A 19,816-nucleotide genomic window follows, 5' to 3' on the forward strand; every position below is an offset into this window, starting at 1 on the left:
GGGATAGGTCACACCCGGAAGACCGTTGTGATACATAAATAGGGTAAGGGAAGCGCTGGCAGCCCATCCCATGCTTATCCATAGAAATAGTGAGAGATGCCTTACTGATTTTGGTTGAGTGCTTGCTTGATAAGCGCCAGAAGTTGATCACGAGATGGCTGAAGGAAGAAATGGTTCCCTGGCAGCATATGGGCGGCAAAGGCTCCTCGGGTATGATCGCGCCACGCCTGAAGCTGCTGGTAGCTGACACTGCTGTCCTGATGGCCTCCGAAGACGGTTATCGGGCAAGAAAGCGGCTCTTCATGCTGATACTGGTAGGTCTCGTAGAGCGTGAAATCAGCGCGGAAGATGGGAAGCAGAAGCTGCATCATTTCTTCGTTCTGTAGAATCTCTTCAGGGGTCCCATTAAAGCGGCGCAGATAATCAATCAGGCCCTCATCGGATAGGGTATGGACATCGGGCTCGGTGCGTGGCAGATGAGCGGCCCGGCAGCCTGAAAGAAAAAGATGCTCGGGGCTGCGCTGTGCATGCTTGCGCAGGTAACGGGTCAACTCAAAGCTGAGCAGTGCCCCCATGCTGTGCCCGAAAATGGCGAAAGGGCGATCGAGTACGGGCAGGAGTGCTTCGGCCATTGCTTCGACTAATGAGGGGAGATGGGTGTACGCCTGCTCCTTGAGGCGCGTTTCGTGTCCCGGTAACTGCACCGCGCAAAGCTCAATCGTGTCTGGAAGCTGCTGTTGCCAGGAACGATAGGCCGACGCGCCACCCCCTGCGTATGGCAGGCAGAGGAGACGAAGCCTGGCTTGCTGCGCTGTTTGCGGGCATATCAGCCAGGGTGTAGCTATAGATAGTGCACTCATAATAAATTGCTACGTCCTTTCTTGTATCCTTTCTACAAAAGTGTGTAAGGGCCAAAGGGTTTCTCTGCCTTACATTATGCTTTCCCTCTGGTTTCGTCAATAGAGTGGCAGCGGCAGAAGCAGGAAAGTCGGAATAAAACGATATGGAATGAGAAAAAAGCACTACGTGAAACCGAGCAAGAAAGCAGGCGTTCTTTTTCTCGCTGGAACGTGGTACACTGCATGAGGAGCGGGTTGCTGTGGGAGCGAGGCGTCAGACATTCATTATTCTGATCGGTCAGGCCATATGAATCTACAAAATTTGCGTGTTTTCTTAAAAGTTGCTGAATTTGAACATGTAACGCGTGCCGCCGAGGAGCTGCATCTGAGTCAACCGGCTGTTACCAAGAGCGTGCAAAGCCTCGAACAGGAACTCGGGCTTGCACTGATCGAGCGGCAGGGGAGACGTATCGCGCTGACCCATGCCGGTCGGGTATTGCGGAGCTATGCGCGTCAGTTGTTTGAGCTTGAACGAGAGATGGAAGACGCAATAGAGGCGTTGCGAGATGTTGAGGGCGGAGAAGTCACGATGGCGGCGAATCGCTATTCGGGCGCGTATCTGCTGCCGCCGGTGGTCTCGCGGTTTCGTGCGCGTTATCCACAGGTGATATTGCATATTTCAATTCTTACCTCCTATGAAATCATGCAGAACGTTTTGAACTGGAAGCTTGATTTCGGGCTGGTTGAGGGCGAGCCGGGACAGCTCCCGCCGGGTATTGAAGTGACCGCCTCAACCTATGATGAAATGATTCTGATCGTCGCGCCCTCTCATCCGTGGAGCAAGCAGGGGGAGGTTCCAATCAGTGCACTGGGAGAAGTGGAGCTGATTATGCGCGAGCAGGGGAGTGTCGTGCGTGATATTATTGAACGGGAGTTGCGGAAACACGGGGTTGAGCTGCACTCGCTCTTCACCCTGACCGATAACGAAGCCGTCAAGCAGATGGTGATTAATGGCGTCGGTGCGGCGATTGTCTCATCACTTTCGGTGCAGCGGGAGCTCAGGCGCGGCGAGCTGGTTCAGGTGCCGGTTCTCGGATTGAACCTGCGCCCGCCGCTCAGCCTGATTCAGCGCGCTGACCGCCAGTTGTCGCGTGCCGCCGAAGCCTTCTGTGCGATGCTGAGAATGTCACTCCTGCGGCGGCAGACGCTCCCGGGGCGAACACCCGATGAGCTCGCGCGTGACGCCTGAGCAGCCAGTGCTCTCGTTCTAGAAGAGCGTCGGCGTTTCGACCTCTGGGGGTGGTGCTTTCCGTGGGGAGCCATCACGCCGCATGATGAACGGATTCAGGACGCCATCCTCGTCTCGTGGCGTTAACCCGGCCTCGGCGATGAAGCGCGAGGGAACGGCATCAGTGCCGCGATAGCGCGTGATCGTTGACAGGAACAACAACTGTTGCGCTCGGGTCAGGGCAACATAGGCAAGGCGGCGCTCCTCGGCGATCCCCGGAGGTGAGATCGGCCCCTCTTCGACCACCGTGTATGAGCGACGATGTGGAAAGATCCCCTCGGTCAGTCCCATGACGAAGACGGCGGGCGCTTCGAGTCCCTTTGATTTGTGCACCGTCATCAGGCTCACACAGTCGCGTTTATTCTTGCTGGTATTCTCCGCCTGCTCCTTGAGCTGCGCCATCGCATGGAGAAAATGGCGGATGCTTTGATGTCGTTGCGCGATCTCGGTCAGCTCCTCAAGCTCGTCATAGCGACCTTCCAGCCGGGTTTCTTCGCGTGGTGTGGGCGTTTCGGCGTCCTCGTCCTGATTCTCTTTGTGCTTGCTGTCATAGTGGCGCAAATGGGTATCGTAGGCATATTCGCGGATCAGGCGAATGGCCTCGGCTGGCTTGTTGCCGCACTTGCTCCACACGCTGCGGATCAGACCGACAAAGTCCTTGACCCCCAGTTGATGTTCTGAGGCGATGGTATAGGCCTGTTCCTCACAGAATTGCAGCAGGGGTTGTCCGCCCGCGAATGCGGTGAGTGACCCGAAGAAGGTCGGCGTGAAGCGGTGCGAAGTCTTGCCGGTTCGCGCGAAATACTGATTTGAAGGAATATTGGCGACGACGCGAAAGGCTGCGTTTTGCTCGCCACAATGCACGGGCGTGAAGACATCGTCGCGCTTGAGCGGGTTGGGCCCGTTGCGCGAGTTGAGGAACTCCTGATACACGCGCACCCCATCAATGAGCGTGAGATAGGCCAGAATGTCGCGCGTCGTCTTGCGTTTGAAGAAAGACGAGCCGCCAAGCGTTCGGTATGGGATGCGATGCCGGGCGAGCGCGATTTCCAGGTTCGCGAGGTGATGGTTGGTGCGAGCAAGCACAAAGATATCGCGATAGGAGAGGCTTTCGAGCTGCTCTTTCCAGGTGCGCACCAGCTTCTCGATGCGCATGGCGACCCCCTCGGCTTCGCTCTCCTGATCTTCATAGGCTGTGACCATTACCGGAGCGCCGTCGGCCTTTGTCGGGCGCAAGACCTTCTCGAAGCCGGGTGTCACCTCGTTATGGGCAATCAGGCGGTTCGCGGCCTCAAGGATCTGAGGTGTCGAGCGATAATTCTGCTCGATGCGATAGATCTTCCCTTTCGGATACATGGTCTTGAATGAGAGGATCGAGGCCTCGGGGCTGGCTCCACGGAACTCGTAAATTGCCTGATCCGGGTCGCCGACTACCACTACATTGTGCTTCGGCGAGGCGAGATACTGGATCAGCTTATATTGCGAAGGGTTGGTATCCTGCGTCTCATCAACCTGAAGATACTGGTACCGATTCTGCCAGGTTTTGCGGAATTTCGGGCTGCTTTCCAGCAACAGCAGCGGAATGTAGATCAGGTCGGAGAGATCGTAGAGCTTTTCTTTCTGCTTGGTCTCTTCGTAGCGGACAAAGAATTCCTGATAACGGGCAGCCAGCTCATATTCGATGCCCAGGTAGCGCCGGAAGAAATCAAGCGACTGCTCGGGCTTGATGAGTTCCTCCTTCGCACGGTCGACGGCTCCGAGCACATCGGCAATGTTGACTTCCCAGTTCATGCCGCGTGTGCGGTTGCTTCTCCACGGGCGCACGATATCTTCGGCGAGCCACTGGCGCGGGTCTCCACTGAGCAGGCGGCGATTGAGCTCCAGCGGCTTCATTTGAAGCTTTTCACGGAGCATCTGGTGTCCCAGACCGTGGAACGTGACAACGCGCAGTCCCTTGAGATCCTTTGCCGGGATGCCGCGTTCGCGCAGGGCCTTCGTGGCGCGTTTCTCCATTTCGTCGGCGGCTGCGCGCGTAAATGTGACACAGAGAAGCGCTTCCGGGGCAACGCCGACCTCCGCAATCAGGCGGACCAGACGTTGTACCAGAATCGCCGTTTTCCCGGTGCCAGCAGCGGCGATAAAGGCGGCTGGTCCTTCGGTGTGGGCAATTGCCGCGGCCTGTTGAGGGTTAGGAGTAAAAAGAGATGGAGTTTGCTTGTTTTTGCTACGCTGAGGTGCCATTCCTGAATCTCTTCCTCACTGTTTGAATCTAGCTCGGGTGAGCGCTCGTCAGCTTTCTTCACATAGAATTTTTGTATCATCACGGTGAGCTACTATAGCATGATGATACGGGCGTTGGCAACCAGGGAGTACCTGCTGAAGATGAGCGCTCTCCGCGAGCGGGTGAGGCGGATGGAAGGGCCCGCAGAGCGTTTGCAGACCCTTGCCATCTGAGGCTTAGAGCACGATCCGAAGCGTGCTGCTGCCCTGGCCGGCGCGGACTCGTTCGCGATAGGTTTGGTTGCCGATCAGCACAACGATTTCATATTCGCGATGGTGCGGGTTGTAGCGCTCGTGGTGCTCATCGATACGAATGGTGATGCTCTCACGATCCACCCGACAACTGACCGAGGTCAGGGCGTACTCTCCCTTTTGATAGGCAAGCGACCTACCGTCGTCCTCATAGAGTGTATAGGTTGCCAGTCCATCAACCGCCATATAGCAGGTGAAGGTCAGCGTCTCGCTCGGAAGCTGCTCAAGGTTCTGGACCAGCGGCATACTCGGAAGAATGCTGTTCGAGCGCACGAGGAGCGGCCAGCGGTCCAGCGGAGCCGGAATCGTGCTGACGCCGCGCCCGGGATACTCCGTGCCGTCCCAGTAGTCGAACCAGCGCCCTTCAGGCAGGTAGACTTCGCGCTCGGTTGCTCCTTCGGTGGTGACGGGGGCCGAGAGCAGCGTGTCCCCGATGAGAAAAGCGTCCTGATCCTCATAGGTGTGCTCGTCCTTCGGATAGTGGTAGAAGAGCGGGCGCAGGATCGGGCTGCCCGTGGTTGCGGCCTGATGGAAGAGGGTGTACAGGTACGGGAAGAGCCGATAGCGGGTCTCGATGGCCTTGCGGTAGGCGCTCTCGTATGGCTCGCCGAAGGCCCAGGGTTCCTGAGCGTGGGTGTCGCGGGCGTTGTGATTGCGGCTGAAGGGGAGGAACGCGCCAAGCTGTGCAAAGCGTGTGAGCAGTTCGCCCGTGCTGGATTTCCAGAACCCGCCGATGTCGGAGCCAACGAAGGGAACGCCGCTCATACTCATATTCAGGCACATGCGGATAGCAAGCGAGAGATGTTCCCATTTACTGGTATTATCGCCGGTCCAGATGGCGGCGTAGCGCTGAATGCCTGCCGTGCCTGCACGTGAGAGCACAAAGGGCCGCTCATCGGGGCGAAGCCGCTGGAGCCCTTCGCGGGTGGCACGAGCCATCTCCATGCCATAGGCGTTGTGGAAGAAGCGATGCGTGACGGGTGGGCCATCTTCTCCGGTTGGCTGCTCGCCTCCGGCCTGATGGAGGACCGCGCCATCCATTGTGTTCTCACCCTCGCGGAAGGGCTGCTCGCCCTCCAGAAGCTGATTCGTCAGGGCTGGCTCATTCATGTCGTTCCAGATGCCATCCACACCGATATCTAGCAGTTCTTTATAGAGATCTCCCCACCAGCGGCGCACCTCAGCCCGCGAGTAGTCGGGGAAGACGCAGCGTCCCGGCCAGACATTGCCCTCAAACGGTTTCCCATCGGGGTAGCGACATGCATACTGATTTGTATGTAGTTGCTGATAGACGTGATACTGCTCATCAATTTTGATGCCGGGATCGATAATTGTGACCATTTTAAAGCCCTGCTGATGCAGCGATTCGGCCAGTTGAGCGGGTTCGGGGAAGGTGTCGGTATTCCAGGTGAAGCAACGATAGCCGCGCATATAGTCGATATCGAGCCAGAGGGAGTCACCGGGATGATTGCGCTCGCGAAGCGTGCGGGCGATCTCGCTGATCTCCTGCGCCGACTGATAGCCCCAACGGCACTGATGGTGCCCGAGCGCCCAACGCGGTGGCATGGGCATACGCCCGGTGAGCTCGGTATACTGCTGCATGACCTGCTGGAGCGTCGGGCCCGAGAAGAAGTAGGCAACCAGGTGATCGCCCTCGATGGTGACTGCGGCGGCGTTCTCCTCGGTGCGTCCCATATCCATGTGCAGGTAGCCTGTATGGTCGATCAGGACGCCGTAGGCCTGTCCGCTGGTTGGTTGCAGGCCGATATAGAAGGGAATCGAGGTATACATACTGGGCAGGTCGGTTGCTTCGGCGCGTTCAGCGGGATCGATGTTCCAGACGGGGAAGCTCTGTCCCCGGTTATTCATTGGCCCGATACGTTCGCCCAGACCAAAAATACACTCGTCTGGCGTAAGGGGCCGTTTCAGGCGCAGCTTGTCGGCGGTCGCGGCGAAGCCGGTCAGATAGGTGGCGAGCTGCTGCTGAAGAGATTCCGGGCTCATGCCGGGCGGTTGTGTCCATTGCTCGTCGCCCTTAACGACAATCCAGGAATGATAGGGCAGTGACCCGGGAGCGCCGTCTACAAGCTGATAGCGTGCGGTATCAAAGGTAGTCCCGCGAATGAGCCGCACCCGCACGATAGCGGTGCCAAGCGGGGCTGCTGCCAGAAAGCCTTCAAAGCCGCCCGCGCGGGCTTGCCAGATATGTTCATTCTGCTCTACATGGTCATAGGTCAACTCATGTATATCCGTAAATGTGTGCGAGAAATCGTGTGTTGTCATCGGGGCTTGCTCCTTTCTCTCCCATCCCAATGGTTGAGGTTCTATTTTCTCTCCTCTCTATCTTACCATTTTCACAAGCCTGACGGACCGGGAGGAGCGAGCCGACGGGCGGTCCGCTTCTCCCGGCTGATGACGCTGCGGAGGTGGAACATGAATGGCTGTTTGCTGTTTCTCTCTCGATAGCAGCCGCTAGGCCTCGCCTGGCTGCGTCAGGGTCAGCACTTTGCAGCTTCGGAGCATCTCTGTCTCGCGGAGCAGTTCTACCCAGCGGTCAACGCTAGCCTCGCGCTGATCCTGCAACATATCCAGTTGTTGCCGCAGGGAATCGGAGGTCAGCACGCGCTCGGTGAGCAGGCTATAGAGCCGGTTAATCAGGTCGGCGAACGCACCCGCAACACAGCTCGGGTTGGCGTCCAGCCGATCACTCTCGTAGATGGTGCGTTCTTCCAGCTTATCCAGCTCATAGCGGAAGAGATGCGCGATGCGTTTTTCGGTGCTTTGTGCCAGATTGCCGCAGATAACGTCCAGAATGGGGCCCATCAGTTGACGTGCCTGCTGCACGATATCTTCCGGTTTGCCCGGCGCCGAGATCAGGTGATAGAGGGCGCTGACAGCAGGATCATCCTTTGAGGGCGCATACTTCTCCTCATTCAGCAGCTCGCTCATGGTCACATACAGACAGACATCGCGGGCCTTCTCGCGGATGCCGCGTTTCAGCTTGTTGTAGGACTTCTGGATATCATCCAGCTCGCCGCCAAACTCGCCAAGCGCCACGCGGGTAATATCGAGCGTGCCATCAATCTCCTCCTTATGGGCGATCGGGATCAGGAAGGCTTCGGCCAGCGTGCGAGCGGGCTCGTTGAGCTCGCGTTCAAGGGCGGCGCTGAAGCTGAGGCGGAGCGCGCGAATCAGGCCCCACCCATCGATATCGACCCACCGTGTGCCGATCTCCATCGCCGGTGACGCCTCCTGTGAGCGGCTGCTTGACTTGATGAAGACGTCGAAATAGCCCTGCATGATTCGGATCTTAATGCGGCGCATCGCGCGTTCATGGGCGGTGGCAAGTGCTCGATGGAACGGGTTGTTATCGGTGCTGATGACCGTGTCGAACTGCTTGAGGGCGTCGGCCCAGGCGGTGTGCATCTCGTTGGTGCGCTTCTGGAGCAGCTCAAAGCGCGTCGCGCCCCGTTTCCGCTTGCGCGCATGCATTTCCTGTTCCAACTCTTGCAGGTCGCGGCTGTGGATGCCATTCTGATTCAGGTGTTCCCAGCAGAGATCCTCAAGATGTTGCAGCGCCATCGCCAGTTGCGTTTCTGCCTGTCGAAGCTGGACCTCATAGCGATTGTCGGTCAGGAAGGATTGCAGGTCGCGTGTCAGGGCGGGCAGGCCGCTAAAGCGCAGCATAGCCTCGTGCTGCTTCTGGCTGACACGGTGAAAGTCCTGGGCGTTGGCTGTCGAGGGGAGCGAAGGGTCAAGCTGGAGTAACTCGGGATACACGCTTAACACGCGCCCGACATATTCACGTCCCTCCTGTGCACGGTCGGGGTCGAGCTTCTGCTTTTCCAGCCCGAGCGTTGCCATCAGGGCATCAAGGCCTCGCAGCGGGTAGAAGAAGTAGTCGTTGTTCGGACCATGATGGTGATAGCTGGCGTAATCGGCGGGCAGGTCACGCAGGAGCGGGCGAAGGCTGCCGAGCGCCTTATCAAGGCTGGCGAACGAGTTGATCTCATCCCAGTGGGTGACGGCAAGGAAGACCATCCGTGCCGCGACCTCTGCCGAGCGCCCCTGCACGATCTTGCGCCGAACCAGCTCGAAGATGCGCTGTGTGCGGTCGTCGTCGCCGAAGCGGTTGTTCCCGATGACCAGAATAATCGCATCGACGTCGTTGAGCTCTTCGCGCATAATGGCATCGTGGCGGAGCTGGCCCGCGGAGCCGCCGGGGAGATCAACAAGGATACTGCCGGGTGGCAGCGCCGAGCGTGAGCCCGCATGGACCTTATACTCAACATAGTCTACAAGCCGGATGACGCGTGGCTCCTGACTGTCGCGGGCTGGCTCTTCAACGAAGCGGCTGCCCTCGTCTTTCCAGCGGCTCCGGGGCAGCGTCTCGATGTGTGGTTCGCTGCGCAGGTAGATCTCGCCGTAGGTTTCGCCTGCCTTGACGAGGATCGCGAGTTCGTTCGAGAGCGCTTCTCTGGCTCGTGGATTGCTGGTGTTCTGAAGCGCTTGCTGTGTTTGCTTGACCAGCTCATCATAGGTGGCCCGGGTCATAAAGTGGACGCGCATTTCCTCGGGCTCCTGCTCGCCACAGAGGCGAATGCGCGTGCGTACTCCGGTGACGGCTCCGCCGGCCAGACGAGGGAAGATATCCTGTCCGATGAGCGCGGCCAGCAGGGTACTTTTGCCCGCGCCGGCATGGCCGATGACCTTCACGGTATATTCGCGCGTGAAATCGAGGGCGCGGGCGGCCTCCGACAGGTGGTAGCGCAGTTTGAACGCCTGCTGGGGGTCAACCTGAAGCATTTGCGGGAGCTCAAAAAGCTCGGCGCAGGCGCGGGCGCGCTGAAGCTGCTTCCGCCAGGCCGAAAGCTTTTCCGCTTTGTCGGGCAGGTCTGCCGGGAAGTATTTTTCCATCTGGCCCGACTGCTCAATGAGATGCTGTAACTGATTGATGATTTCCGCCGGGGGAGCAGGGATGTGCTGGTGAGGGATTGCATCCTCTCGCGTGAAGAGATCCTCGTCCACGTCATCCACGTACTCCTCAACCTGTTCTTCGATTGGCTCTGTTAGCGGCGCGGGTGGCATAACTGACGCGGGGATCTGTGTCTGAGGCAACTGAGTTTGTGGTGTTGCCTGCGCCGTTTTGCTGTTCGATCCCTTGAGCCGTTTTCCACAGATATTGCAGAATTCCGCATCCAACCGCACGACGTTATCACACTGTGGGCATGTGGTAACCTGTTGTTTTTGCCTGATGAATTGCATGAGGCTATGTATCCCCCTTTACCGTTGCGGTAAAATATATAGTTCGATCATAGCACATGCGCAACTCAACTTCAATAAAACATGACCTATTGTTTTCTATTTGTCATTTCTGCTTACTTCTTTAAAGTGATATATATCTATTTATATATCTTTATCCTGTCCTGCTCGACTGATTGCTTTATGCTGGTTACCACTCGGCCGAAATCAATTTGTGCTGAATCGCAAAGCGCACGACCTGGGTAATGTCCGCAAGGCCGAGCTTCTCCATCATATTGGCACGATGGGCCTGCACCGTCTTGATGCTGATTACCAGCCGGTCGGCGATCTGCTGATTGGTCAGGCCCTCGGCGACCAGCGTCAGCACTTCCAGCTCGCGGGCGGTGAGCCGTTTGAGCGGGTTGGGGCGATCTTGCGCGTTTGGTTCGGGGAGCGTTCGGGATGTTTCCGGCGAGAGGTACTCGCGAATCAGCGCTTTAGCCAGCCCGGGATACAGAAATGCGCCGCCGTGGGCGATGGTGCGCACGGCATTGCAGAGGTCGGCGGGCGCGGCCTTTTTCACGATATAACCCGCGGCGCCCATGCGAAGCGCCTGGAGAAAGTATTCCTCGCTTTCGTGCATGGTAAGGATCAGCACCTGTGTTGCGGGAAGCAGGGCCCGAATGCGCTGGCAGGCTTCCATTCCATCCATCTTACTCATGCTGATGTCCAGCACAACAACATCTGGATGCAGGCGTGTCGCTTGCTCGACCGCCTCGATGCCGTTGCGAGCCTCGCCAACAACTGTCATATCCGGTTGTGCCTTGAGCAGGAGCGTCAGGCCCTGGCGCAAGATATCATGATCGTCTGCCAGTAAGACGCGAATCGATTTCGCCTCGGTTGTCATAGTCTTCCTCTTGTTTCAATGTGCTTGTCGCCGTCTGAAGCGGGGCGAGCGGCAGTTCCGCGAGAACCTCGGTTCCCTCTCCGGGCGCAGAACGGATCGTGAGCGTGCCTTTCAGCAGGGTGGCGCGCTCACGCATGCCCACAATGCCGGAGCTGGTGCGTTGGGTTGAGGGATCATAGCCGCATCCCCGGTCGATCACGCGAACACAGACCTGTTCAGCGGTACGCCAGAGCTCTACGCTGGCTTCAGTGGTGCCTGCATGACGTGCGATATTGGTCAGGCATTCCTGTGCGATACGGAAGAGCGTCGTTTCATACAGCGGTGGGAGCGGGCGGATCTCTCGATCATCGAAGCCGCGAATGGAGAGCTGGACCGACAGTTGCAGCGAGCGGCGGCTGTCTTCCACAAGCCAGCGAAACGCCGGAATAAGGCCAAGATCATCAAGGACGCTCGGGCGCAACTGTTGCGAGAGGACACGAATATTTTCCAGGGTGTGTTCAGCAAGCCGGGTAAGCTGCTGTAGCCCGTCAGCAAGCTGTGCGCGTGTCTCTGGCGTGAGCGGCTCCTGAAGGTGTTGCTGCAACAGTTCAGTATGGATCAGCAGCGCCGTGAGATTCTGCCCTGCCTCGTCATGGAGCTCCAGCGCGATGCGGCGGCGTTCGTCCTCCTGCGCCTGAAGAATCAGGTATGAGCGCTCGCGGCGCACCGTTTCCAGCGTGTCGAGCATGCCGTTAAAGGCTCCTGCCAGCTCATCGATCTCGGTATCACTGGAACGGATGGAGGCGCGAGCATCCGTTTTCCCCAGGCTCACTTCACGAATCGTGGTGAGCAGGCCAAACAGTGGGCGGAAGCTGAGTCGGAGCAGCACAATCGTGATAACAAGCGTTGCCAGCGTTGATACGACAATAAAGGTCATATCAATCAGGTAATGGTTCCGCTCAAGGTTGTGGCTGGTGATCCAGAGCGCGACCACTGTTTCTAGCAGGAGGACAAAGGTATTGACGAGGATAACCTTCTCAAAGAGAGAAAGCTTCCAGCGTTGTACGAAGCGTGAGAACAGGCGGGTGATGTTATTCACAAGAAGTTGCTACACCCTTTTTGAATCTGGTAAGTGGATTGCCCATCATGCACCTCTACATGGACCGTTTTTTCAAGTGTGAGAAAGCCATCTGCCTGCGCCTTGATCTTGATGGCCCAGGGACCGGCCATATACAAATGAATGCGCACAACATAGCGCCCGTTGCCGAGCTCCTTCACGCTGGTGCGCCCGGCATCCATGACCATATTCGTCATATAGGCCTGAGGCGTGACCACCGCCTGCTTGATCGGTCGGCCCTCGGCGTCGAGAATATGCACATCGATCGCGGTCATGGTATCGGCTGCTAGCGTTGTCTGGTCGATCGAGAAACGCAGCTCGGCCGGCATAGGCGTGGGCAACAGGATCGCAAGGATCAGTATGATGGTACAGGTACAGGAAAGTAAAAGCCAGAAGAAAGGTCGAACGCGCATAATAGCCCTCAATAGCCGCTAAGCTGAGAATCGATAGTGTACATATCAGAACAGAGAACAATGCGCTATTCCCTGATAGGATTCTATCAAGGAATAGCTTAGAGTGCAACGTATCTGCTTGTCTATTGGGAGATCTCCCTATTTTGGCTGCAAAAAGTCCTTATTCTGTTAAGGCCGTCCATGTTTTGCCCCCATCGCTACTGTGCATGACCTTTGGTGGCAGGAACAGGCTGACGTAGAGCTGTTGCGGGTTGGCAGGATCTACCACCAGCGAGGTGATATCGGTGCGGTCGAACTGCGCGGTCTTGGTCCAGTGTGACCCCTGATCGTGTGAAACCCAGACCTCACGCCCTGCGATGCCATACAGGAAGGTGCCTGCGGGATCGGTGGCAAGGCGTGTGATCGTCTTCTCGTCGGGCAATTTGGCAAGCGTGGGCTGCGGTGTTGCCTCAGTGTGTACCCAGTGATATACGCCCTCATCGGTCGCGGCGTAGATGGTCGTTTGCTTGCCGAACGAGCCTATCAGGCTCATCACGTTGCCCTTGATACCATCGAGCTGCCGCCATGTGGCGCCGTTATCCTTGCTCTCGAAGAGCCCCTGTTCACCCCCGATCAGGAGATGACGGGGATCATCGGGGAAGGGAAGCAATTTGGGTGCCTGCATCTCTGGAAGTGATTGTGCGGGCAACTTGTTCCATGATTTGCCATAATCCCCGGTTTCATACCAGCCCGCATAGAGATAAAATGCATAGAAATGGCCGGGCGTATCGGTTCCGGCTGTGATAGTATAAGGGTAGGCAGAACCGGGCAGGTTGGCAGGATTGCGCAATTCCCAGGTTTGCCCGCCGTTGTCGGTAAAATACATGCCCATTGGAAAATTCTGGCTGGTACTTGGCGTCGCGACCACGCCGATCGCCTTGCTGTCTTTCGGGCTTACTGCCAGGACGGTGATCATCAGATGATCGAGTGCGCCTTTCGATTCGGGCCATGTCTTGCCGCCATCCGTGCTGGTAAAGAGCCCGTAGTGGGTGCCTAAATACATGGTATTCGAGCTGGCACCCAGTGCGACAAAGTGCAGGTGCGTTTTCGGATTTGAGAGCGGTCGGCCCTGCACGGTTGGTGCGGTGCTGGCGTTATACGAGGCAAGCATCTGCCAGGCGGTCAGACCGGCAATAACGAGTAGCGCCGCCAGAAAGAGCAAGATCAGTTGTTTTCGAGCTCGCTCCGGTTTCTTCGGTGGTTTTGGTGTATCGTTTTCGACCTGTACAGGTGTCGATGCCATAGGATTCTTTCTAGCTGATGCGGAATCACAGGACGATTGAGAAATCAGGTTGTATAGGCGGCTTTACACGCTTTTATGGGACACCCCTCCGAGCATCCCTGAAGGCGCTACAAAGCCCACACTCATATCATAGCATCTCTTTTCCACTGTGGGGATGGTCCTGTCAGGAAAGGCTGCCGTGAGGTGCAAGAAACGACGAAGCGTATAAGGATGAGGTCAGAGTTGGACACCTTGCCCAACCCCCCCGGGTGTGGTATAGTGTGTGTACCGGCTTATTTCAGCAAGACATGTCAGAAGGAAAGGAATAGCAACAATGCATGATGATCGTCGACGCGATGTCTTAAAACGTCTCTCTTACATCGAAGGACATGTAGCCGGAATCCGTAAAATGGTCGAGGATGATAAATATTGTGTAGACATTTTACGCCAGACGTACGCGGTGCGCAAAGCCATTGAGAAGATAGAGCATATGATTCTTGAGGGCCACCTGCATAGCTGTGTGCCCGAGGGCATCAAGGGAGGGCGCGAAGAGGAAGTGATTCAGGAGCTGGTGCAGCTCTATGATATCGCCGGAAATCGTTAAGCATCAAACAGACAAAGCTGCGGAGGTATTGCTTCCCCGCAGCTTTTTTTCTTGCCTGCCCGCCTTATACTGTACCAAAAATGAGTACTGTGAATCCCGCTACTCAACCCCGAAAAAAGGAGTATGGTGATGCTTTCTCCCTTCAACGCCTATCTGTATCAGCAGGTGCGGGCTGTGGTGACCGGGCTCACTGATGAGCAGCTAGCATACAGTGCGCCCGCCATTGATCTGCGTCCGCTGCGAGAGGTCGCGATCCATGCCTATCGACCGGTGCTGGTGGTGGCCTGTGTGGCGACCGGAAAGGAATGGCCGCCGCGCTTGCCGCAGCCTCGGACAGCAGATGAGCTGTTCGCGCAGCTTGCGACGATGCACCAGCAGATAGAAGCCTGCCTGACCGGGCTGACACCAGAGGACTGGCAACGCACGATTACCCTGCCGTGGAACCCCTCGATCAGCGTCTATGAGGCCCTCATTGAGAGTATCGGTCATGGGCTGGTGCATGTCGGCTGTATGCAGGGAATTCGTGCCTTTGGGGGCTTCCCGACACCGCCCGAGGAGCCGAAGCCACAGCGCGGACAGGCCCCGGGCAAGCGGCTGCTGATCCTGGTTCGGCACTCGCTCTCGCGGGTCGATCCCGCCACAGCGGCGAAGCAGTGGGAACTGACGGAAGAGGGGGCAGAGCGCTGTCGCGTCCTGGCGCGGCGGCTGGCACCCTATCGACCGACCGCGATTGTGTCCAGCGTGGAACCCAAAGCGCAGGAGACGGCCCGGATCCTGGCAAGTGAGCTACAGCTTCCCTGGCGCACGGCTGAGAATCTGCATGAGCACGAGCGCGAGGGGATGCCCTTCCTCGATGCGGAGCGCTGGCAGGAGACGATTGCCCGTTTCTTTGCGGAGCCGGAGCGGCTGGTTTTTGGGCGTGAGACGGCGCTACAGGCTCGTCAACGCTTTGAACAGGCGTTACAGACGGCGCTCGCGCAACAGCCAGCAGAGCAACTGATTGTGGTCTCGCACGGGACGGTGTTGACGCTCTTTGCCGCTCAGTTGCTCGGGGTCAAGCCGCTTGCGTTCTGGAAAGCGCTTGCGATGCCTGCATATCTGGTATTTGAATTGCCGGCGTGGCGCTGTGTTGAAGTGGCACAGCAGGTATAGTGGCTGGCGGGCGCTATTTCTTTCCTCTATAAGTACAGCAAAAGCGAAAAAAGCCGAGAAATCCTGTAATGAAGGACGTGGGGCCTGTGGGTGCAACAAAGGAAGCAACTGGAAAAAAAGTTGAGTCTGGCCAGCATCCACTTCAGGGAAAGGCTTCACGTCTGCCTTTTTGTATGGAGTATTGAAGGAGAGACTGTGAGGGGAGAATAGATTATAACTATAACTCTCGCAGTATATACCATTCAGTTATTTGAGGGAAACTAGTTAATGAGATGATCTTGCATTTTTTAAAGCCGTGTTCTATAATAGAGAGTGGACGGTAAGAAGATGATATAAAATGTATCCCTATGTGTGCTGGTCTCCGTATTTGAAGTGAGGCTTTTTTTCTTGCGCTTCTCCATCCCGATTTGACGCGAATCTGTGGAGAAAGAGCGCATAAGCTGTAGAACATGTGTTCAGCTCGCGTCGTTCTGCAGGTGTGGGGTGGTTTTGGTGGTACCTCTTGTTCTTCTAGTAGCGCGTTTTTACAGTGAATGCGATTCTTACAAGCAAGATGAGGGTGAAATATGAAGGTAGCGCATATTGCTCCACCGTGGTTAGCTATACCTCCGAAGAACTACGGCGGAACAGAAGTTGTGCTGTATAACCTGATCGAAGAGCAAGTGAAACAGGGCCACGACGTAACACTGTTTGCTCCTGGGGATGCCCAGACGTCAGCACGACATGTCTCATTTTTCCCGCATGCGTTGCTTGATGAGGGTGCTCCCTGGTCGGCCCATCTCAAGCCTTATTATCATTACTTCAAAGCGATAGAGTATATCAGCAGACACGATTTTGATATCATTCATACGCATCTCTCATCAGCTTCTGATATGTATCAATATCCGTTGCTGACGCACATCCCTGTTCCGCATGTTTCCACGCTGCATAGTCCGTTCCCGTTCGACAAGGCCGAGAACTGGGTGGGCGATGCTGATACCTATTACTATGAATGGTTGCGTGACATTCCCTTTGTCGCGATCAGTAAAAGTGCGCAGAAGCAGGTCCCATTTGTATTGAATTTTGTGGGTGTTGTGCACCACGGTTTACCAATGGAGGTATTTCACCCGAAGACGTTTGAACCCGCCGACTACGCGGTCTGGCTTGGTCGTATCGTCGCTGACAAGGGAACGCATCTCGCGATTGAGGCAGCAAGAAAGGCCGGTATCCGCCTGATTCTGGCCGGCACACTTGACTCCTACCTGCCTTCCTCGATTGAGTATTACGAGAAGCAGATCCGACCACAGATTGACGGTCAACAGGTGGTCTATATCGGTCCGGTGAATATGCAGCAGAAGATCGAGCTCTTGAGCAAGGCGCGGGTGCTGCTCAACCCGATCGAGTGGGAGGAGCCGTTTGGCATGGTGATGCTGGAAGCGATGGCGCTTGGTTGCCCGGTCATTTCGTTCGCCCGTGGTGCCGCTCCTGAGATTGTGGCGCCTGGAATCAGCGGTTTTCTGGTGCGCACCCTTGATGAGATGGTGCAGGCTATTCCAAAGGTGGAGAGCCTTGATCGCACGCTGGTTCGCGCCTATGTCAGACGCCATTTTTCGGCGCAGGTGATGGCAGAGAAGTACACGCGCGTCTATGAAAAGGTGATTGCGGCGCGTAAGCCTGCGCTGGCTATCACACCGCTGAGCAGCGATGTCCCCCTGAGTCCGCTTAAAACAGACGAGGCTGCTCCGGCGTAGTATCGGAAGCGTCAGGCCGCCAGGGAAGTGCCGGGAGCGATACGTGTTGCTGGAGTTGGCGGTATAGCTCCGCACAGATGAAAGGGGAATGTTCCTCATAGGGGCAGTGGCAAAAGACGTACACCGTGACCCCCTGCTTGAGCCATTGTCCCAGTTGGTGAGCCCACTGAGCGAGAAGCGGTGCGTTCACCTCCATGCGGGGATGACCGATATAGCGCACGAAGGCGAAATCGGTGGTGGTGGCGAGGTGCAGCGGAAGGTTCGGCTTGCGCTCTCGTTTCTGCATGTCCTGCACTTCTTCTCGGGAACCGATGCGGATGGGCCGCGTGTCCATGATGACGCGTGCTGCCCGGAAGCGCTGAAGCAGTGCATCGAGTTCCTGCGGCTCCTGAAAGAAGGTGGGGTGCCGCACTTCAACGGCCAGCCGAACATCTTCGGGCCAGCGCTCAAGGAAGCGGTGTAGTTGTGGCAGTTGGTCCGGGCCAAAGGCTGGTGGGAGCTGTAAGAAGATGGGGCCCAGACGCGAGCCGAGGCCACGCATGCGCTCGATAAAGTGATATGTCTCCGCTGTATGAGCGTCGAGGGGCTCGATGTGGCTGATATCGCGTGAGATCTTGGGACAGAAGCGGAACGTCTCCGGGGTCTCCTGGCGCCAGCGGGCCACTGTTTCGGCTGATGGAAGCGCGTAGAACGTCGTGTTTCCTTCGACGGTCGTCAACCGACGACTATACAGGCGAAGAAACTCGCTGGCTGGTGTGCGTTGCGGGAAAAAGCGCCCGACCCATGCTTTGTAACCCCACATTGGACAACCGATATAGAACGCTTCCATAAACTCCTGTGTATCCTTCCTGCATTGATTTGATTCAACGTTTCATACTCTATATGGGACAGACTCTCCTTGTCAAGCAAGATGGGTGCCTGTCTCTGTAGTTTGTACAAACTGGTTTTGTGTTCCCGATTCTCAAGCATGCAAGAGCAGGGAGCCACTGTGAAAGCAAGGAAATCCTGCCTGTTGCCCGAATTACCCCGCGACTTTGTGCGATTCTGCGTAGTTTGGATAAACCAGTTTGCCTGAAATAAGGAGAGGTTATGGGACTGCAAGAGGGTCAAGTGCTTCGGAGGAGCTTCGAGGGCGCATTGAATACCCGCTATTTGCTCTATCTACCCCGCTCCTATGAGCAGGAGGCTGAACAGCGCTGGCCGCTGATCCTGTTTCTGCATGGGGCCGCGGAGCGCGGGACCGACCTTGAAAAGCTGAAAACGCAGGGACTGCCGAAGCTGCTGCAAAAGGGCGAGGACTTTCCGTTTCTCGTGCTGATACCCCAATGTCTGCCCGGGGTGCGATGGCGTGTCGATCTACTTGGGGAGCTGCTGGATGAGTTTGTCCAATCCTATCGGGTCGATGAAGACCGCATCTATGTGACCGGGATGAGCATGGGCGGCTTCGCGACCTGGGAACTGGCCATGACCTTCCCGCAGCGTTTTGCCGCCATCGCACCGATTTGTGGAGGCGGCAATCTGGGGACGGTCGCCACGATCAGGCATCTGCCGGTGTGGGCGTTTCATGGGGCGCTGGATCGAGTAGTGCCGCTCGAATATGCCGAGACAATTGTCCGCAGGCTGGAGCAGTGTGGTGGCAACGTCCGCCTGACCATCTACCCGCGGGGCGGACACGATTCCTGGACGCAGACCTATGCGAATCCCGAGCTCTACAAGTGGTTTCTGGCTCAGCGGCGCTCTTGAGCCTGTTGGGACTTCAGGCAGGTTGCCAGGAGCCCGGTTGTGGCTCCCCAGACCATATGGGCGGCGATCATCAGCGCGTTGCGGCGTGCCGGCTCGCGTTGGGCGGCGGGCGTAATGCCAAGCAGCGGCATCCAGACCAGATAGCTGGCTCCCCAGATCAACAGCCCGAAGAGTGTTCCCTTGAGGGCGGCGGGAAGCGCTACCCGGTTGGAGAACAGCCTGTAGAGCGCTCCCATTGTTGCGCCATAGCCAAAATGCGAGATGAGGGAGGCAAGCAACAGGAGCTGCTTATTCCAGTGGAGTTTCAGGTGCAGGCGCCTGGAAATGTCGCGTGTGATGAGTTCTGGGGGCAGGGCGTACTGTTCTCCTTCGGGAAGCAAGCGCTGTGTGAGGAGCATAAAAATGGTCATAGGAGCGGTTCCGGCACACCCCGAAATCGCTCCTTGCCGCCAGGAAACAGAACGGTTATCGTGCATCATTATGCCTCCCCCTGCGGTTTCCTGGCTTGATGGGGCGTAGGGGGATGCTGTTTACTGTATGCCTGTTGTTCTTCCTGTTGCACATCGCTGGCAATATCCTCGCGGCCTTCGGCGGGAGGACGGGAACAATAAGGTTCCATGATCGTGGTTTCCTGCTCTTCTGAGGCAGTTTCCTCTCCGATGTCGGGGCGTCCTTCGGCTGGATACGGAGAAACCTGATATGGAGGGACAATGTTGTTCTCCTCTCCTGAGGTTTGCAGGCCGACGAAGAACTGCTGTTGGTTGAGTTTCTCTAACATACTGTATTCCCTTTCCTCGCTATGATGCAGGTCCTCTATCTGCTACACGTCATGTTATGGTGGCTGGTTACAGCGCTCCTGGTTTGGTGAAACAGGCTGTGTATAGGGAGATATGGGAAGCAAGTCATGAAAAGTGGGAAATCGAAATAGGTCATGCTAGAATAAGAAAAAAACGCTATGTGATGGGGTCGTTTCTATAGAAGGGCGAGAGCTTCGGTTTGGGGGGTTGGGC

General features: G+C 56.8%; 16 protein-coding genes. 5 read left to right on the plus strand and 11 right to left on the minus strand.

What is annotated here, in order from left to right; all coding sequences use genetic code 11:
* Positions 1 to 101 precede the first annotated feature (101 nt).
* On the minus strand, positions 102 to 860 hold the full coding sequence (locus EI42_RS21915; protein WP_111324779.1) for a thioesterase II family protein: 759 nt from the start codon (positions 858 to 860) through the stop codon (positions 102 to 104).
* Positions 861 to 1,146: 286 nt separating this feature from the next.
* Here EI42_RS21915 and EI42_RS21920 point away from each other — a divergent pair, with 286 nt between their 5' ends.
* Positions 1,147 to 2,088 carry a LysR family transcriptional regulator gene (locus EI42_RS21920; RefSeq protein ID WP_111324780.1) on the plus strand — a complete coding sequence of 314 codons (942 nt, stop codon included), beginning with the start codon at positions 1,147 to 1,149 and terminating at the stop codon, positions 2,086 to 2,088.
* Between the two features lie 18 nt (positions 2,089 to 2,106).
* Here EI42_RS21920 and EI42_RS21925 read toward each other — a convergent pair whose 3' ends face one another.
* The 7 genes from EI42_RS21925 to EI42_RS21955 all read right to left on the minus strand — a co-directional run bounded on the left by EI42_RS21925 (position 2,107) and on the right by EI42_RS21955 (position 13,598).
* A complete protein-coding gene (locus EI42_RS21925; protein ID WP_111324781.1) occupies positions 2,107 to 4,368 on the minus strand; it encodes an ATP-dependent helicase in 2,262 nt (753 codons plus the stop codon).
* A 216-nt stretch (positions 4,369 to 4,584) separates the two neighbouring features.
* The gene (locus EI42_RS21930) at positions 4,585 to 6,942 is read right to left on the minus strand and encodes a glycoside hydrolase family 31 protein (protein ID WP_111324782.1); all 2,358 of its coding nucleotides are present in this window, start codon (positions 6,940 to 6,942) and stop codon (positions 4,585 to 4,587) included.
* Positions 6,943 to 7,131: 189 nt separating this feature from the next.
* A complete protein-coding gene (locus tag EI42_RS21935) occupies positions 7,132 to 9,924 on the minus strand; it encodes a dynamin family protein (RefSeq protein ID WP_111324783.1) in 2,793 nt (930 codons plus the stop codon).
* Positions 9,925 to 10,111: 187 nt separating this feature from the next.
* Positions 10,112 to 10,807 carry a response regulator transcription factor gene (locus EI42_RS21940; RefSeq protein WP_111324784.1) on the minus strand — a complete coding sequence of 232 codons (696 nt, stop codon included), beginning with the start codon at positions 10,805 to 10,807 and terminating at the stop codon, positions 10,112 to 10,114.
* Positions 10,758 to 11,885: a HAMP domain-containing sensor histidine kinase gene (locus EI42_RS21945; RefSeq protein ID WP_111324785.1), complete on the minus strand. Its 1,128-nt coding sequence runs from the start codon at positions 11,883 to 11,885 to the stop codon at positions 10,758 to 10,760. Before EI42_RS21945 ends, EI42_RS21940 begins: the two co-directional genes overlap by 50 nt.
* Positions 11,882 to 12,316 (minus strand): FixH family protein, encoded by a 435-nt coding sequence (locus EI42_RS21950; RefSeq protein ID WP_111324786.1) that lies wholly within the window; start codon positions 12,314 to 12,316, stop codon positions 11,882 to 11,884. Before EI42_RS21950 ends, EI42_RS21945 begins: the two co-directional genes overlap by 4 nt.
* Before the next feature lie 160 nt (positions 12,317 to 12,476).
* Entirely contained in the window at positions 12,477 to 13,598 is a 1,122-nt protein-coding gene (locus tag EI42_RS21955; RefSeq protein ID WP_111324787.1) for a WD40/YVTN/BNR-like repeat-containing protein, read from the minus strand.
* A 313-nt stretch (positions 13,599 to 13,911) separates the two neighbouring features.
* Here EI42_RS21955 and EI42_RS21960 point away from each other — a divergent pair, with 313 nt between their 5' ends.
* The 3 genes from EI42_RS21960 to EI42_RS21970 all read left to right on the plus strand — a co-directional run bounded on the left by EI42_RS21960 (position 13,912) and on the right by EI42_RS21970 (position 17,063).
* On the plus strand, positions 13,912 to 14,181 hold the full coding sequence (locus EI42_RS21960) for a metal-sensitive transcriptional regulator (protein ID WP_111324788.1): 270 nt from the start codon (positions 13,912 to 13,914) through the stop codon (positions 14,179 to 14,181).
* A 129-nt stretch (positions 14,182 to 14,310) separates the two neighbouring features.
* Entirely contained in the window at positions 14,311 to 15,333 is a 1,023-nt protein-coding gene (locus EI42_RS21965) for a histidine phosphatase family protein (protein WP_170142822.1), read from the plus strand.
* Between the two features lie 566 nt (positions 15,334 to 15,899).
* Positions 15,900 to 17,063, plus strand: coding sequence for a glycosyltransferase family 4 protein (locus EI42_RS21970; protein WP_111324790.1), 1,164 nt, complete (start codon positions 15,900 to 15,902; stop codon positions 17,061 to 17,063).
* Here EI42_RS21970 and EI42_RS21975 read toward each other — a convergent pair.
* Entirely contained in the window at positions 17,035 to 17,892 is an 858-nt protein-coding gene (locus tag EI42_RS21975) for a DUF72 domain-containing protein (protein WP_111324791.1), read from the minus strand. The two genes, EI42_RS21970 and EI42_RS21975, sit on opposite strands and share 29 nt — an antisense overlap.
* Positions 17,893 to 18,152: 260 nt before the next feature.
* Here EI42_RS21975 and EI42_RS21980 point away from each other — a divergent pair, with 260 nt between their 5' ends.
* Positions 18,153 to 18,806: a carboxylesterase family protein gene (locus EI42_RS21980; protein ID WP_111324792.1), complete on the plus strand. Its 654-nt coding sequence runs from the start codon at positions 18,153 to 18,155 to the stop codon at positions 18,804 to 18,806.
* Here EI42_RS21980 and EI42_RS21985 read toward each other — a convergent pair.
* A complete protein-coding gene (locus EI42_RS21985) occupies positions 18,791 to 19,285 on the minus strand; it encodes a DUF1440 domain-containing protein (protein ID WP_111324793.1) in 495 nt (164 codons plus the stop codon). The genes EI42_RS21980 and EI42_RS21985 overlap by 16 nt on opposite strands.
* Complete coding sequence (locus EI42_RS21990; protein ID WP_111324794.1) at positions 19,285 to 19,584, minus strand: hypothetical protein; 300 nt, start codon at positions 19,582 to 19,584, stop codon at positions 19,285 to 19,287. The genes EI42_RS21985 and EI42_RS21990 overlap by 1 nt, the downstream gene beginning before the upstream one ends.
* Positions 19,585 to 19,816: the final 232 nt, after the last annotated feature.

The organism is Thermosporothrix hazakensis (genome assembly GCF_003253565.1).
Lineage (GTDB): Bacteria > Chloroflexota > Ktedonobacteria > Ktedonobacterales > Ktedonobacteraceae > Thermosporothrix > Thermosporothrix hazakensis.